At 74.9% G+C, this 14,775-nt stretch carries 15 protein-coding genes; 5 read left to right on the forward strand and 10 right to left on the reverse strand.

All coding sequences use genetic code 11. The features are described 5' to 3' along the window. Positions 1-47: 47 nt before the first annotated feature. The 5 genes from AB0L25_RS02060 to AB0L25_RS02080 all read right to left on the reverse strand — a co-directional run bounded on the left by AB0L25_RS02060 (position 48) and on the right by AB0L25_RS02080 (position 5,847). Positions 48-1,772, reverse strand: a complete 1,725-nt coding sequence (locus AB0L25_RS02060) for a sporulation protein (RefSeq protein ID WP_500167691.1) — start codon at positions 1,770-1,772, stop codon at positions 48-50. 104 nt (positions 1,773-1,876) lie between these two features. Next, positions 1,877-3,244, reverse strand: a complete 1,368-nt coding sequence (locus AB0L25_RS02065; protein WP_500167693.1) for a M16 family metallopeptidase — start codon at positions 3,242-3,244, stop codon at positions 1,877-1,879. Then, positions 3,241-4,500, reverse strand: a complete 1,260-nt coding sequence (locus AB0L25_RS02070; protein WP_500167695.1) for a M16 family metallopeptidase — start codon at positions 4,498-4,500, stop codon at positions 3,241-3,243. The genes AB0L25_RS02065 and AB0L25_RS02070 overlap by 4 nt, the downstream gene beginning before the upstream one ends. Positions 4,501-4,655: 155 nt before the next feature. Continuing rightward, positions 4,656-5,009 carry an STAS domain-containing protein gene (locus tag AB0L25_RS02075; RefSeq protein ID WP_500167697.1) on the reverse strand — a complete coding sequence of 118 codons (354 nt, stop codon included), beginning with the start codon at positions 5,007-5,009 and terminating at the stop codon, positions 4,656-4,658. Between the two features lie 178 nt (positions 5,010-5,187). Further along, complete coding sequence (locus AB0L25_RS02080) at positions 5,188-5,847, reverse strand: ATP-binding protein (RefSeq protein WP_500167699.1); 660 nt, start codon at positions 5,845-5,847, stop codon at positions 5,188-5,190. 322 nt (positions 5,848-6,169) lie between these two features. On the opposite strand from AB0L25_RS02080, the gene AB0L25_RS02085 reads away from it, so the two are divergent. Together AB0L25_RS02085 and AB0L25_RS02090 are read left to right on the forward strand one after the other, a co-directional pair. Next, positions 6,170-7,036: a Sco1979 family transcriptional regulator gene (locus AB0L25_RS02085; protein ID WP_500167701.1), complete on the forward strand. Its 867-nt coding sequence runs from the start codon at positions 6,170-6,172 to the stop codon at positions 7,034-7,036. Continuing rightward, a complete protein-coding gene (locus AB0L25_RS02090) occupies positions 7,033-7,317 on the forward strand; it encodes a DUF397 domain-containing protein (RefSeq protein WP_500167703.1) in 285 nt (94 codons plus the stop codon). Before AB0L25_RS02085 ends, AB0L25_RS02090 begins: the two co-directional genes overlap by 4 nt. Positions 7,318-7,609: 292 nt before the next feature. On the opposite strand, the gene AB0L25_RS02095 is transcribed toward AB0L25_RS02090, so the two are convergent. Continuing rightward, entirely contained in the window at positions 7,610-9,478 is a 1,869-nt protein-coding gene (locus AB0L25_RS02095) for a serine/threonine protein kinase (RefSeq protein WP_500167705.1), read from the reverse strand. A gap of 223 nt (positions 9,479-9,701) precedes the next feature. Then, positions 9,702-9,884, reverse strand: coding sequence for a hypothetical protein (locus AB0L25_RS02100; RefSeq protein ID WP_500167707.1), 183 nt, complete (start codon positions 9,882-9,884; stop codon positions 9,702-9,704). Between the two features lie 208 nt (positions 9,885-10,092). Between AB0L25_RS02100 and AB0L25_RS02105 the strand changes: the two genes are divergently transcribed. From AB0L25_RS02105 to AB0L25_RS02115, 3 genes are read left to right on the forward strand one after another with little or no spacing between them, the layout of a single operon-like run. After that, the gene (locus AB0L25_RS02105; protein ID WP_500167708.1) at positions 10,093-10,815 is read left to right on the forward strand and encodes a CPBP family intramembrane glutamic endopeptidase; all 723 of its coding nucleotides are present in this window, start codon (positions 10,093-10,095) and stop codon (positions 10,813-10,815) included. A gap of 38 nt (positions 10,816-10,853) precedes the next feature. Then, positions 10,854-11,189 carry a PadR family transcriptional regulator gene (locus tag AB0L25_RS02110; protein ID WP_500168084.1) on the forward strand — a complete coding sequence of 112 codons (336 nt, stop codon included), beginning with the start codon at positions 10,854-10,856 and terminating at the stop codon, positions 11,187-11,189. After that, positions 11,186-11,911, forward strand: a complete 726-nt coding sequence (locus AB0L25_RS02115) for a hypothetical protein (protein ID WP_500167710.1) — start codon at positions 11,186-11,188, stop codon at positions 11,909-11,911. Before AB0L25_RS02110 ends, AB0L25_RS02115 begins: the two co-directional genes overlap by 4 nt. A 104-nt stretch (positions 11,912-12,015) precedes the next feature. Here the strand turns inward: AB0L25_RS02115 and AB0L25_RS02120 are convergent, their stop codons facing one another. Genes AB0L25_RS02120 through AB0L25_RS02130 form a run of 3 tightly spaced genes read right to left on the reverse strand, consistent with a single transcriptional unit; the run spans position 12,016 to position 14,671 of the window. Next, entirely contained in the window at positions 12,016-12,954 is a 939-nt protein-coding gene (locus tag AB0L25_RS02120) for a DUF6177 family protein (RefSeq protein WP_500168085.1), read from the reverse strand. Next, positions 12,954-13,262 carry a hypothetical protein gene (locus AB0L25_RS02125; RefSeq protein WP_500167712.1) on the reverse strand — a complete coding sequence of 103 codons (309 nt, stop codon included), beginning with the start codon at positions 13,260-13,262 and terminating at the stop codon, positions 12,954-12,956. The genes AB0L25_RS02120 and AB0L25_RS02125 overlap by 1 nt, the downstream gene beginning before the upstream one ends. After that, complete coding sequence (locus AB0L25_RS02130; protein WP_500167714.1) at positions 13,259-14,671, reverse strand: nucleotide-binding protein; 1,413 nt, start codon at positions 14,669-14,671, stop codon at positions 13,259-13,261. Before AB0L25_RS02130 ends, AB0L25_RS02125 begins: the two co-directional genes overlap by 4 nt. Positions 14,672-14,775: the final 104 nt, after the last annotated feature.

Here is a 14,775-nt window from a genome sequence, read left to right on the forward strand (position 1 = left end):
CCCGCCGAGGGGGCGGCCGATGTCGTCCGAATGGCCCGGCATTTTCCTCAGCCGAAGAGGCCGCCGAGCAGCCCGCCGAGGACCTCGCCGATGCCGCCGGCGATCTCGCCGCCGACGGCGTTCGCGACCTCTCCGCCGATGGCGCCGGCCGCTTCGCCGAACGCGGCGTTCGCGACCTCGCCTGCGGCCTGCCCGGCGTACTGGCCCGCCTGGTCGAACGCGTACTGCCCGGCCTGCGCGAACGCCTCCTGCCCGGCCTGCCCGATGGCGTTGCCGAACTGGTCGACGGCCGGGTACGCGGCGGCGTTCGCGGCGTAGCCGGCGGCGTTCACCGCGGCGTCGCCCATCGCGCCGACCGCCATGGCGCCGCCGATGCCCGCGGCGGCCACGCCGCCCGCCGCGAGACCCGCCGCGGCGATGCCGGCGCCGTGGCCGTGCCGGTGCCCGGGATGCCCGTGGTGGACGTGCGGGGGCGGGGGAGCCGGGTGGCCGTGGGCGGCCGGCGGGTACGGCGGCGGCGCGCCGTACGGGCCGCTGGGCTGCGGGTAGGCGGGCGGGGGCTGCTGGTGCGGCGGGGGCCCGGCGGGCACGGGACGTCCGTGCGGCGGGGGGCCCGCGGGGGCGGGCTGCCCGTGCGGCGGGGGGCCGGCGGGGCCGGGCTGACCGTGCGGCGCCCCGGCCGGGTAGCCCGGGCCGGGCGGCGGGGTGCCGGGGAAGCCGGGGGCGCCGCCCTGGCCGGGCGGCGGGTAGGGCGGCGGGCCGGACGCGTGCGCGGCCGCGGGTGCGGGCGCGCGGCCCGGTGCGGGGGCCTGGCCCGGCGCGGGCGCGGGCGGCGGGTAGTTCGCGTTGCCGGGCGGGCCGTAGCCCTGCGACGGCGGCGGGTAGGCGCCGCCGGGCGGCGGCAGCGGCGCGCCGCCCGAGGGGGACGGCGCCGGCCCGTGCCGGGACGGCCCGTGCGGCGCCGCCCCGTGCGAGGACGGCGCGTGCGAGGACGGCCCGTGCGAGGACGCCTTGGGGTGCAGGCCCGTCGCGGCGTCGAGCCACTGCAGGATCTTGCGCTGCCAGTCGGCCTCGGCGGCCTCGGCGTGCGGGACCTGGAAGACGCCGAACGCGTCGTCGGGCGGGGCGGCGCGGTCTTCGGCGCGGAGGACGAACGCCATCGTGCGGGGGCTCGCGACGAAGCTCAGGCCCACCTTGCCGAGCCGTCCCCGGTACTGGGACGGCGGCGACAGGTGGATCTCCTGGTGGAACGGGAGCTGCTGCGAGACGCCGCGCAGCTTCGACGACTCGAACGTCACGTTGCCGATCTTGAAGCCGAGCTGCGCGATCGCGGCGAGCACCCACTGCTGGGACTCGAGGGGCTCGACGGAGATCGGGTCGACGTCGCCCGGGTCGGGCTGGCCGACCGCGTCGACCTCGGTGCACATCCCGATCGTGAAGCCGGGCAGCGTCCGGCCGAGCACGGTCGTGAACGGCAGTTCGTAGGGCAGCGGGATGGAGAACGCCAGGTCGCGCTGCTGCCCGGTCTCCAGCCGGAACGAGCGGGTGAGCGCCCCACGGTAGACCTCCGGGCCCGCGGTCTCGCCGCCGTAGCCGTTCTGCATGCGCGGCATCAGCGCGAGGGTGACGTGCCGGACGTCGACCGGGCGGCCCCCGCCGCGCAGGTGGACCGTGCCCGCGATCACGCCGCCCGGCTTGCAGTTCGGCTCCGACAGGATCGTGTCGACGGATGGTCCGCCCGCCATGCCCCCGTGGGGCTGCCCGTAGGACACCGGCCGTTCCTCTCTCGTGACGTCGGCGCGGATTCCCCGCAGATGTCAGACGGAAGCCGCCGTGCGACGGTTCATGCCGACAACGGCACCCTAGGGGAAATGGGTCATTCCTTCGAGGTGACGGTGACAGAGGCGTAACCGAGTTTTTCGAGCGGCCCGCGGATCTGCTCGGCGTCGCCGACGGCGATCACGGTCAGCGCCTCGGGGTCGATGTGCTTGCGGTAGGTGCGGGCGACGCCGTCCGGGGTGGACGCCCGGACGGCCTCCAGGTACCGGGTGGGGTAGTCGGCGCCGAGGCCGCTCGCGGACGCGTCGGCGAGTTCGGTGGCGATGGCGAACGGCGTCTCGTACTCGGCGGGCGCCCGGTCGGCCAGGGCCCGGACGGACGCGCCGTGCTCGTCGGCCTCGATGCCGCGGGACTCGATGCCGCGCAGCTCGGTGAGGGCGTCGGCGACGGCGTCGGCGGTGACCTCGGTGTGCACGGCGCCCTGCGCGACGAACAGGCCGCAGTACCGCATCCGGAGCAGCCCGGCGCGCATCCCGTAGGTGTAGCCCTTCTCCTCGCGCAGGACGGCGTTCAGCCGGGAGGTGAGCCCGCCGCCGAGCACGTGCGCGGCGACGGTGAGGGACGGCCAGTCGTGGTGCGAGCGGTCGGGGACGCCGTGCCCGAAGGCGAGGTAGGTCTGCACGGAGCCGGGACGGTCGACGATGACGATCCGCGGGGCCGACTCGGGCAGGATCGTGTCGGCGGCCGGCAGCGGGCCGCCGGTGCCGGCCCAGCCCTCGAGGGCGGCGGCGAGCGCGGCGTCGGCGTCGAGCCCGGCGAGGTCGCCGGCGACGACGGCGGTGGCCTCGGCGGGGACGATCGACCCGTAGAAGGAGCGGACGTCGGCGCCGGTCAGGGCCTCGACGGAGGCGCGGCCGCCGCCGGTCGGGCGGGACGCGCGGGCCTCGGCGGGGAACATCACGGCGCGCAGCTCGCGCATCGCGCGGGACGCCGGGGTGGCGTCCTCCTGCGCGATGTCCTCCAGGCGCTCGCGGACGAGCCGCCGCACGTCGGCGTCGTCCAGCGCGGGCCGCCGGACCACCGCGGACAGCAGCTCCATCGCCGGGGCGAGCCGGGTGGCGGGGACGTCGAGCCCGATCCGCAGGGCGGCGAGGTCGGCGAAGGTGTAGAGGCTGGCGCCGAGCCGCTCGAACGCGGCGGTCAGCGCGGTGCCGCCGCCGGGTTCGGTGCCCTCCTGGAGGGCGCGGGCGGCGAGCGCCGCGACGCCGTCCTTGCCGCCGGGCTCGCGGCCCGCGCCGGCGTGCAGCACCAGCCGGACGGCGGCGAGGCGGCGGCCGGGCAGGTCGCAGCGGAGCGTCGCGGGACCGGCCGGGACGCGGCCCGCGGCGGCGGCGGGGAAGGCCCACGCCGGGACGGGCCCGGGGACGGGACGGGGCGCGAGGTTCAGGCCCGGGGTCTGCGTCACGACTGCGTGCCTCCGTAGGTCAGGGCGGTGCGGGCGCCGGGCGCGAGCCAGCGGGCCGCCATCTCCTTGATCGCGTCCCCGGTGACGGCGGCGGCGCGGCCGGGGGCGGTGAAGACCCGGGCGGGGTCGTCGAACTGGGTGGCGTTCTGCGACAGCGCGTTCGCCAGCCCGGTGACCGTCTCGGTCTGCTCGAGGAACCCGCGCTCGGCCTGCGCGGTGGCGCGGGCGGTCTCGTCGGCGTCGGGGCCCTCGGCGGCGAACCGGGCGAGCTCCTCGTCCAGCACCGCGGCGATCTTCTCCGGGTCGGGGCCGATCGCGTCGACGATGGCCAGGGACGGGCCGGACGCCAGCCGCGTCACGCCCGCCCACACCTCGGTGGCGATCTCGTCGCGGCGGACCATCCGGTCGTACAGCCGCGACCCGGACCCGCCGCCGAGGATCTCCACGGCGAGCTCGGCGGCCTCGACGTCGTCGCCGCCGTCCGTCGGGAGGGGGAACATCGCGAAGTACGCGGGGGACGGGACCTCCTCGTCGAGGGTCTCGCCCCGGATCTCGCCGAGCGGGCCGAGGTCGCCGGAGCGCGCGGGCGGCTTCGCCGGGCCCGACGAGATGCCGCCGAAGTACCGCTCGACGGCCGCGATCGTCTTCTCCGGGTCGACGTCGCCGACGACGGACAGGACGGCGTTGCCGGGGGCGTACCAGGTGGCGAAGAAGTCGGCGCAGTCTTCGAGGGTGGTGGCGTCGAGGTCTTCCATGGAGCCGATGGGCGTGTGCGCGTACGGGTGGCCCTCGGGGAACGTGAGCGCGCACAGGCGCTCGAACGCCGTCCCGTAGGGCTGGTTGTCGTACCGCTGGCGGCGCTCGTTCTTCACCACGTCGCGCTGGTTGTCCAGGTTGGCCTGGGTGAGCGCGGCGGGCAGCGTCCCCATCCGGTCGGCCTCCAGCCAGAGCGCGAGCTCCAGGTGGCTGACCGGGACGGTCTCGTAGTAGTTCGTGCGCTCGAAGGACGTGCTGGCGTTGAAGGACGCGCCGGCGCTCTCCAGCAGCGCGGCGTGCTCGCCCTCGGCGACGTTCGCGGAGCCCTGGAACATCAGGTGCTCGAACAGGTGCGCGAGCCCCGTCCGTCCGGCGCGCTCGTGCCGCGACCCCACGCCGTACCAGAGGTTCACGGCGGCCAGCGGTACGACATGGTCTTCGCAGACCACCACGCGCAGGCCATTGCCGAGCGTGTGCTCATGCAGCGGCTGTTCTGCCACGGAGCGCTCCCGTCCGTATCGGTTTGCGGACAGCACCGCGCGCGTCGGCGGGACGGGCCCTTTCCTGAACACGGCCCAGCGGCGGGCTTGATCTCTGTGCCACCGTACCGGCTGCACGGCCCCGCCGAACCCTCGCGGGAACCTGTGGATAACTTCTAGGACGCCTGTGACTCGTGGGCCGCGACGGCGTCCTCCAGCGACGCGTGCAGCACGAAGATCTTCGTCAGCTGGGTGACGTGGAAGACGCGGCGGACGCGGTCGCCGACGCCGGTGAACGACATCGAGCCGTCGCGGGCGCGGAGCCGGTGGTAGATCCCGACGAGGACGCCGAGGCCCGTCGAGTCGAGGAAGGTGACCTCGCTCAGGTCGATCACCAGGTGCAGGCCGCCGCCCTCGATGACGCCGAGCAGCTCCTCCCGCAGCCGGGGGCTGGTGAAGACGTCGATCTCGCCGCTGATCTCGACGACGGTGAGGCCCTTCTCCACGCGATGCTCGACGCCGAACTCCACCGGTGCTCCTCCCTGCGGTCGTACCGGCCGGTCGCTGCCGCCGGTCTTTACCGGGTCATTCCCTTCGGAGCGTGTCATACCCGGATCGTCTGATTTGTCGCTTGTTATTGCCTTGTGCCGCCGTTGCTCTCTGCCGCTGTTGCTCTGTGCCGCCGTCTCGCCGTCTCGCTCGGTGTCGCTACGTTCGGGGCGGGTCCGAGCGGAACAGCGCCCAGACCACCTTGCCCCGCGCGAGGGTGCGCCACCCCCAGCGGACGCTGAACGACTCGACGAGGTGCAGCCCCCGTCCCGTCTCGGCGATGTAGTCGGGCTCCTTGCGGCGCGGCGCGGAGCGGCTGGCGTCCAGGATCCCGCACAGCAGCCAGGGGCCCTCGTGGACGAGCCGCAGGCGGATGGCGGACGGCGCGGAGCCCAGCGGGTCCGCGGGGTCGCTGAACGCGCCCGTCCCGAACGCGTTCGCGCCGGTGGCGTCCGGCCCGAACCGCGCCTCGCCGTACTGCGCGTCGCCGTACTGCTCCTCCCCGTAGGAGGCGGGGCCGTACGCGTCCTCGCGGTGGACGGGGTCGCCCGTGCGGCGCCCGGCCGCCTTGGCGCCGCCGCTGTGCCGCAGGGCGTTGGTGACGAGCTCGGAGACGACCAGCCCGACGTCGTCGGCGAGGTCCGACAGGCCCCACTCGTCGAGGCGGGACAGCGTGAAGTGCCGCGCCTCGGTGACGGACTCGGGGTCGGGCGCGACGGTGAAGGAGACCGTCGGCCCGGTCATCTCGGTCAGCGCGGCCAGGCCCCGGTCGAGGCGAGGTGGCAGATCGGACGATTCCGGTACGGGTGTCGAATGCACGGCATGGTCCTGTGGGTCGGCCGGCCCCGCGACGGGGCCGAGCTCCCACCGCGTGTCGTCGTGCGCCGTGTCGTTATGCGCATGGCGTGACGTCATTCCCGGGACCCCGCAGAGTGTTCTCGTTGTGCAGCCGTGGCTCGGAAGTCTCGTGCGTTATCCTGCGCATCGTAGCGTGCGAATGCAAGGCCCAATGCACGTGCATCCGGGTCGTGGGGGGAGTGAGACGGCTTGGAGGGCCTCGGTCGATCGGAGGTAACCGCAGGACACGGAGGTCAGTGGCACACTAGGTTCGCTGTCCGCCAGTGAAGCCGGGAGGTTGGGCGTGACTTCAGAGACGCCGGGAAGCGGATCGACCGTGCGTCGGATCCTGCTCGGGTCGCAGCTTCGTCGCCTGCGGGAGGCGAAGGGCGTCACCCGTCAGGACGCCGGCTACGTCATCCGCGCGTCGGAGTCGAAGATCAGCCGCCTCGAGCTCGGGCGGGTCAGCTTCAAAGAACGAGACGTGGACGACCTGCTCTCGCTGTACGGCGTCACGGCGAAGTCCGAACGCGACGCCCTGCTGCAGCTGGCGCGGGAGGCCAACACCCCCGGTTGGTGGCACCGGTACAACGACGTCCTGCCCGGCTGGTTCCAGACCTACGTGGGTCTGGAGGAGTCGGCGGCGCTGATCCGCACGTATGAACTGCAGTTCGTCCCGGGACTGCTGCAGTCGGAGGGGTATGCGCGTGCGGTGATCCGCCTGGGGAACGCCGGTGCCTCGGAACAAGAGATCGACCAGCGCGTGGAGCTGCGCCTGCAGCGCCAGGAGCGCCTCACGGGCCCGGACGCGCCGCGCCTGTGGGCCGTCCTGGACGAGGGGGCGCTGCGGCGCCCCATCGGCGGTCCGGAAGTGATGCGCGGCCAGTTCGAGCACCTCATCGAGATGTCGAAACTGCCCAACGTCACCATCCAGATCATGCCGTTCAGGTTCGGTGGCCACGCCGCCGAGGGAGGGGCCTTCTCGATCCTGCGTTTTCCCGAGCAGGATCTGCCGGACGTGGTTTACGTCGAGAACCTCACCGGCGCGATGTACCTGGACAAGCGCGACGACGTCGACACGTATCTGCAGGCGATGGAACGCCTGTGCGTGGACAGTGCGACCCCGGAACGCACCGTCGAGCTTCTTGGTGATCTTCTCAGAGAGACATGATGCTCCAGACCGATCACGGCCGCTTTCAGGCCGGTCAGAACGACTACGACAACGGGATGCCCGCGACCGCGCTCGAGGGGGCGCGCTGGCTGAAGTCCCGGCGAAGCAACTCCCAGGGGAACTGCGTCGAGATCGCCGAACTTCCCGGCGACCGCGTCGCGATGCGCAACTCCCGCCACCCCGAGGGCCCGGCCCTCATCTACACGCGCCCCGAGATCGAAGCTCTCATCCTGGGCGCGAAGGACGGCGACTTCGATCATCTGATCGCGTCCCGCAACTAGTCCGTCCCGGACTGGAACCCGCTACCGGAACCTCTCGAGACCGCAACCCAACCCCGCATGATCCCGCCGCTCGCGGGATCACCCCAATGCGGTTCGTCGAAACGCAGGCGGGTCGGCTACGGAGCTTCGAACGTCGACCCGTCCGCATCGTGCGGTTCCCGTGGCAGACGGCAAAGGCCGCCCCGCAGGCGGCCTTTTCTCGTGTCCGGCCTTTGATCGCCTATCTGGCTCGACGCCCGGGGCTCCAGGCCGCTCGGGCCGCTCCGGGACGCTCAGCGCCGCCCCGGGCCGTTCAGCCGCAGTTGCCGTAGGACGAGGCGCTGCCGTTGCCCCCGAAGCGGACGCACACGCCCGGCGCGTGCACGTACACCGGGCCCGCGTACCACGCGAACGAGCCGCCGTCGGAGACCTGCCCCTTGCCCTGAGCCTGGACGAACGTCGAGACGGACGACTTCGTCCCCACGTTCTGCGTCTTCATCGTCACCGCGCAGTTCTTCTGCGTCGCGTTGCTGTAGAGCAGGTAGGCGCGGCCTCCCGGCACCGTCATCGAGCGGAGCACGGAGTAGCCGCCGCCGCACGCCTGCTGCGGCGTGTACTTGTTGGCCGGTTCCGGCTGGGGCGCCGAACCGCCTCCGCCCCCGGTGCCGGTGCCGGTGCCCGTGCTCTGGCCCGGGGTCGGCTGCGTTCCGCCGCCGCCCGGCCTCGGCGCCTTCGTGCTCTGCGTCGGCTTCGCGCTCCCGCTCTTCGACGGGGACGGCTTCGCCGACTTGCCGTCCGCCTCCTCCGCGCCGGGCTCGACGCCGCCCGCCGTGCCGTCCTGCGCGGCGGCCCGGTCGTCCGCCGCGGCCGGCCGCTCGCCGCCGTCGTCGCCGCCCGAGCGCATCGCCGCCCACGCGCCGCCCGCGCCGACGACCAGCGCCACGGCGACGGCCGCGGCGATCGGCAGCGCGAGCCCGCCGCGCCGCCGTCCGCTCGGGCCGTGCGGGGCCTGGGGCGCGACCGGGACGGCGTGCGGGTGCGCGGCACCCGGCTGCGGGTTCATGCCGCCGAACGGGTCCGGCTGCGGCGCCGTCCCGGCGTACCGCGGGTCGGTGGCCTGGTCGGACGGCCGCCCCGCCGGGCCGGCGGCGTACGGACCGGACGGCTGCGCGCCCGCCGGGTACGGACCGGACGGGTGCGGGCCCGCCGGATAGGGGTTCGTGGGGTGCGGGTTCGTCGAGTACGGCCCCGCGGCGTGCGGCACGGCCTGCGGGCCGGACGCCTGCGGGCCGGGGGCGGCGGGCCCGGGGAAGGCCGGGAGCGGCGGGGGAGCCGCGTCCGGCGTCGCCCCGCTCGCCGCGCCGACGAGGCGCTCCTGCGCCGACCGGGCGGTGGGCCGCCGCGCCGGGTCCTTGTCGAGGCACGCCACGACCAGCTCGCGGAGCGGGCTCGGCAGATCGCCGAGGTCCGGCTCGCCGGTCAGGATGCGGTGCATGACCGTGGCGAGCTCGTCGTTGCCGAACGCGGGACGTCCGGTCGCGGCGAACACCATCGTGGTGCCCCACGCGAACATGTCCACGGCCGGGCCGATGGGGGCGCCGGTGAAGTTCTCCGGCGCCATGTAGGCGGGCGTCCCGACGTTCTGGGTCTCACCGGCCGTGCTCAGCGCGCGCGCCACCCCGAAGTCGATGACGCGGGGGCCGTCCGGACCCATCATCACGTTGTGCGGCTTGAAGTCGCGGTGGACGATCCCGGCCTGGTGGATCGCGGTGAGCGCGGTCAGCGTGCTGATGGCGAGCCGCTCCAGGGCGCCGCCCCGGCGCGGCCCCTCCTCGCGCACCACCCGGTGCAGCGACAGACCCGGAACGTACTCGCTGATGATGTACGGCTGGTCGCCCAGGACGTCCGCGTCCAGGACCTGCGCGGTACAGAATCGGGCCACCCGTTTCGCGACCTCGAGTTCGCGGACGAACCGCGCGCGCGCCGAGTCGTCCCCTGTGAGGCCCCCGTGCAGGAGCTTGATGGCGACGTGGTCGGCGGCGGCGGTCGCGCCCTCCGGTCGTCCCAGGAAGACGGCGCCCTGGCCGCCCTCGCCGAGCCGACCGAGGACCTCGTACCCGCCCAGCCGCTGCGGATCCCCCGATCGCAGCGGATGGGCGTCCGGCATCGTCCTGTCCGTCACGCCACTCGCTCCCCCGTCGTTCCGGTCATGTCGGAAAGACTACGAGCAGATGATGGTACGCCGCCCCGGAAGCGGACGATCGAGCCCCCGGCGGCCGCGTCCCCGGCGGCCCGGCCCGGACGGCCGGTGGCGCGCCCGTCGCGGGACGCCGCGGCCGTGCGGGCGGCCCGGCGGGAACGCCGACGCCCCCGCAGCATGCCGCGGGGGCGTCGGGAAGTCGGGCTCAGGCCGGGTCGGGCGTCCGCCGCGCGGGGCGGGACTCCGCCCGGCCGGGCGCGGCGCCCGGTGGGCCCTCCGGGGCGTGGTGTCGTTCGAGGCGGGCGGCGACCGCGAGGGCGCGCAGGGACGTGGTCTTGACCTGACGGCGTTCGGCGCTGGGCCGGTGCCTGGGGATGCTGCTGGGCACGAAGACCTCCTTGGTGTCTGGTATGTGGCCTGATACCCGTTTTACGGGCGTTCCGTCATTACTTCTAACTGCAAGAACTTCCGGGCTATTCCGGAGTCCGCCTCCCGTCTGCGAACCGGCCAGCGGTGGGGCCTCGCTACCTAGGTTGTATTCCTAACTAGGTTGTCGTACCGTTTAGATCGTTGAACCGATCCGAACGGAGGGCGCCATGCAGATCTCGCCGGACTTCTCGACCCTGGGCCTCGTCCTGTCCGTCCCGCTCCTCGGGTACGTGCTCGCCGAGGGCCTGGTCGGGAAGCGGTCCCACGAACGCATGCTGCGGCGGCGCGACACGGACCCATTGGCCCTCACGCGCATGTTCCGCCTCTGGATCGCCTGCGCGTGGGCGTCCACCGCGGCGGCCCTGGGCGTCCTCGCCGTCTCGCCCGGCGTCGCCCCGTCCGACCTGGGCCTGCGCCTCCCCGCCGACCCCTCGACGACCCTCGGGATGATCGCCGGGGCGGCCTTCGCGGTGACGCTCATCGCCCTCGCCACCCGCCTGCGCGGCGGCGCCCCCGCCCAGCCCGCCCTGTCCGCCATGCACCCCCGCACCCCCGGCGAGCGCGGCTGGGCGCTCGCCATGGCGGTGACGGCCGGCGTCTGCGAGGAGATCGTCTACCGCGGCCTGCTCATCGCGCTCGGCGTCGGCGTCCTCGGCCTCGGCCCGAAGACGGCCGCCGCCCTCGCCCTCGCCCTCTTCGTCCTCGGCCACGCCTACCAGGGCCCGCGCGGCATGCTCCTGGTCGCGGTCGCCGGCTACTCCCTCACGTACCTCTACCTGTCCAGCGGCAGCCTCGTCCTCCCGATCGTCGTGCACGTCCTCATCGACGTCCTCGGCATGGTCGTGCTGCCCGCCGCGTCCGCCCGCCGCACCGCGCCCGCGGCCGGCTAGGTTGCACCACTACCTGGATGGCGGAGAAGATGACCACCATGGCCGCAGACCGCCGCGCGAGCTGGCTCAAGGGCGTCCTCGACCTGCTCGTCCTCGCGACCCTCACCGGCGGCGAGAGCTACGGCTACGAGATCGCCAAGCGGCTCGCCGACGCCGGACTCGGACAGATCAAGGGCGGCACCCTGTACCCCGTGCTGAACCGCCTCGAAGAGGCGGGACTCGTCTCCGCCGAGTTCCGCGTCGCCGACCGCGGCCCCGGCCGCCGCTACTACCACCTGACCGACGACGGACGCGCGACGCTCGCCGAGCAGTCGCGGCTGTGGCTCGCGTTCGACGAGTCGGTCCGCGCCGTCCTCGCCCGGGGAGACCGATGACCGCCGACTACTTCGCCGACCTGGCCGCCCGCCTCCGCGCGGCCGGTGTCCCCGACGACGAGGCCGCGGCCACGGTCGACGACCTCGCCGCGCACGTCGCCGAGTCCGGCACCGACCCCGAGGACGAGTTCGGCCCCGCCGCCGAGTTCGCCGCCGTCCTGCGCCCGTCCGCGCCCGCCGCGGAGCCCGGGCCGTCCGACGAGACCTGGCGCTGGACGGCCGACGCCTTCCAGGACCGGCGGATGCTGAACCGCTTCGGCGACGAGGGCTGGGAGGTCGAGCGCATCGACGGCGCCGGCCGGTTCGTCAGCCGCCGCGACCCCGAGCGCCCGCAGCGCTGGGAGTACCGCCGCGAGACCGTCCTGCCCGGCCGCCGCGCCGCCCTCGCCGCCCGCCTCGCCCCGGACGGCTGGGAGCCGTGCGGCGGCTGGGTCTACTACGAGTACTTCAAGCGCCCGAAGGCCGCGACCCTCGGCCCCGGCGCCGAACTCCCCGCCGCTCCCGAGACCCCGGCCCGCCACCTGTTCTGGAGCCGCCGCTTCTACATCTTCCTCGCCGGCTACGCGCTGCTCGTGGCCGTCGCCGTGGCCGCCTGGTTCCTCCTGGGCGACCCGGGCGGCGACGGCTTCACCGGCGGCTTCGTCGGCGGCGCGCTCGCCGGCGCCGTCCTCGCGACGATCATCGGCGTCGCGTCCGTCCTCCTCCGCAACCGCCGCCCCTGACCCGTCCGGACGCGGGCGCGAGCTTCGGTCGGCGGATCTTCACGCGTGACGCTCGATGCGAACGACTTCGGCGGATGCCCGGTGTCTCCCGAACGGTGGCGAGATCAGCCCGCGTCGGCCGTTTCGAGGAAGGCGGCGAGGGACTCGTGGCGCCGCCAGTAGTCGGGGGAGCGGCCCTCGCCCAGCGGGAACCAGGTGAGGGCGCCGAGGCGGCGGCGGGCGAAGCCGGGCGGGCCGGTGAAGGCGCCGCGGGCGGCCAGGCCGATCGGGGCGGACGGCCCGGCCCAGCGGGGTTCGAGCGTGAGGTCCGGGCGTCCGGGGTCGATCTGGGCCAGCACCGACGCGGGCGGCGTCCCGTCCGGGAGCTCGCCGATGAGGGCCGGGACGTCGGCGACGGGCACGGTCTCGTTCGGGGCGTACCCGATCGCGAGCGTCGTCGTCTCCGCCACACCGGACGCCGGCGGGTCGAGCGGCGCGAACCGCAGCGTCGCGACGCACGGCCGGTCGCCGGCGCCGACCGCGACGAGGCGCGCCTCCGGGACGCCGTGGACGTGCGCCGTCAGGTCCGTGGCGTCCCACGTGCGCCGCAGCGGCTCGGCCGTCCCCCAGCCCGCCGGCGGCCGCCCGGTGAACAGGCGCATGAGGTGGTGGACGTGCGCGCCGAGCGGCTCGCCGGCCGCGTGCGTCGCCCGCACGGTCAGCACGAGCCGCGGGCTGATCGGCGCGGCGAGCGGCGTCGTGTAGCCGGGGGCGTAGTCGCGGGCGTCCGGCTCGGGCACGAACATGGCGCCGTCCCAGCGCATCGGACGTCCCGTCAGGCCCTCGTAGTAGCCGTCGTCGTGCACGATCCACCGCGCCTCGGACCGTGCCAGAGGCAGCGTGATCCGGCTGTCCGGCGAGGTGACGATCTGCAGGGCGCGGTTCGTGGACGCGCACTCGTCCAGGTACGCGTCGATGGCCGGGCTCAACGGGACGAGCGGACGATCGCACAGCACGACCATCGCCGCGTCCGTGAGGACGTCGGCGCCGCCCACCGTCCGCATCACCGCGCGCCCCACACCGTGCCGTCGTGCCGTGCCGCGAGTTCGTCCGCGCACTGCCGCAGGGCCTCGGCCGCCCGGGGCGACCCGGCGGCGGCACGGAGCTCCACCCACCAGACGGGCTCGCGGACCGGAACGCCGAGGAGACGCTCCACTTCCCCCGCGACGGGCACCAGCACCGGGGTGTCGATGCGGACGAGCAACTGTTCGCGGTCGTCGAACACGTAGGCGTCCCTGATGTCGAGGCCCGGCACGTGGAGCGCGTCCACGTCCGGCCTGTGCGGGGACAGCACGATGAGTTCGCGACTCATGCGGCGTCCAGGGAACGGGTGAAAGCAGCGCACGCGATGTCCGTGACCGCCCCGTACGCGGGCGCGCCGACGCGGTCGGGATTCATCGCGCCGCCCGCTGCGAGATGACGGTCGAACGGGACGTGCGCCACCGGAAGCCCGAACGGCGCCAGCGTTTCCCGCACCCGCTCCAGATCGGTGTCCGGCTTCGGCGTGTGCGCGACCAGGACCACGACCGTGCGCGACAACAACCGACCGAACCCGTTGTCGCCGAACCACTGCAGACCGGCGCGCGCGCTGAGCGCGCCGTCCACGGTGGCCGGAGCGACGAACACCTGCGCGTGCGCGCCCGCCAGGATCCCGCGGTGCAGTTCCGTGTCGAGACCCCCGCCGCAGTCGACGATCGCCGCGGCGAAGAACTCCCCGAGCCGCCCCGCCCCGCGCTGGAACGTCTCGTGCTCCAGCTCGTCCGCGACCGACCCGTGGCTCGCCGGGACGACGAACAACCCGCCGGGCGTCCGCGCCAGGTGCGTCGCGAGCTCCCGCCACGACCCCGGACGCGCCGCCGCCAGATGCCGGATCGACCCGCGCCCCGCGACGCCGAGCCGCACCGGCAGCGACCCGAGCCCCGGATCCGCATCGATCGCGACCACCCGGTCCCCCCGATGCCGCCGGACGATCTCCGCGACGAGCGCCGCGACCGTCGACTTGCCCGCACCGCCCCGGATGCTCGTCACCGCGATCCGGCGGCACGACGGCACCGGCACCCCGAGCCGCGCCGCGACCCCCTCCGGCGCCCGTCCGTCCCCGGCCGCGCCGACGACCCGCCGCACCGTCCGTCCGAACCGCCGCGCGGCCCCTTCCCCGTGCGGCGCCCGCCGCCCCGACACGTCCGCCCCGCCGAACGGCGCCGCCGGGCGCCGGTTCGCCTGCGGCGCCTCCGGAGCGGCGCGGGGGAGCGGCGGCGCGAAGTCCGGCGCGGTCTCGGGCGCCGGCCGCACCGGCGACGGCCGAACCGCCGGACCGTCCGTCCGCTCCGGCGGCGCGGGCAGCGGCCCGGCCTGCGCAGCCCCGACGCCCGGCCGTCCGGCGGACGCAGCCTCCGAGGGACCGACGACCGGACGGACGGCATCGGGCCCCGAGAGCGCGACGTGCGGACGCACCGAAGCGGGTTCGGCAGGCGGACCGGCCGAGACCGGCGGAGCAGAGGCGGGAGCGCGTGGTGCGAGGTCGGGGGCGGCGACCGGTGCGGCGGTGGGGACCGGCGGTGCGGGCTCCAAGCGTGCATCGGCCGGAGCCTCGGGTGCGAGTTCGGGGGCGGCGACGGGTGGGTCGGCCGGAAGCGGGGGTGCGGGGGTCGGGGGGACGAGGGTGGTGCCGGGGGCGCCCAGGTCGTGCAGGACGGTGCGCTGCCAGTCGCGATCGGTCACCGAGCCCCTCTCACGGCGTGCCTCCGGGGATCGAGAACGAGTGTAGATCGCGGGGCCGACCCCGAAGGTCGGGGCGAGTCGGGGGCGGGGGCGTGCCGGGGCGA

The organism is Spirillospora sp. NPDC052242 (assembly GCF_040679555.1).
Classification (GTDB): Bacteria; Actinomycetota; Actinomycetes; order Streptosporangiales; family Streptosporangiaceae; genus Spirillospora.

Bases quoted from the DNA above. Each gene is read 5' to 3' on its own strand.
- AB0L25_RS02105 (WP_500167708.1), top strand. From the start codon at position 10,093: ATGCAGATCTCGCCGGACTTCTCGACCCTGGGCCTCGTCCTGTCCGTC.
- AB0L25_RS02120 (WP_500168085.1), bottom strand. From the start codon at position 12,954: ATGCGGACGGTGGGCGGCGCCGACGTCCTCACGGACGCGGCGATGGTC.
- AB0L25_RS02115 (WP_500167710.1), top strand. From the start codon at position 11,186: ATGACCGCCGACTACTTCGCCGACCTGGCCGCCCGCCTCCGCGCGGCC.
- AB0L25_RS02125 (WP_500167712.1), bottom strand. From the start codon at position 13,262: ATGAGTCGCGAACTCATCGTGCTGTCCCCGCACAGGCCGGACGTGGAC.
- AB0L25_RS02090 (WP_500167703.1), top strand. From the start codon at position 7,033: ATGATGCTCCAGACCGATCACGGCCGCTTTCAGGCCGGTCAGAACGAC.
- AB0L25_RS02110 (WP_500168084.1), top strand. From the start codon at position 10,854: ATGGCCGCAGACCGCCGCGCGAGCTGGCTCAAGGGCGTCCTCGACCTG.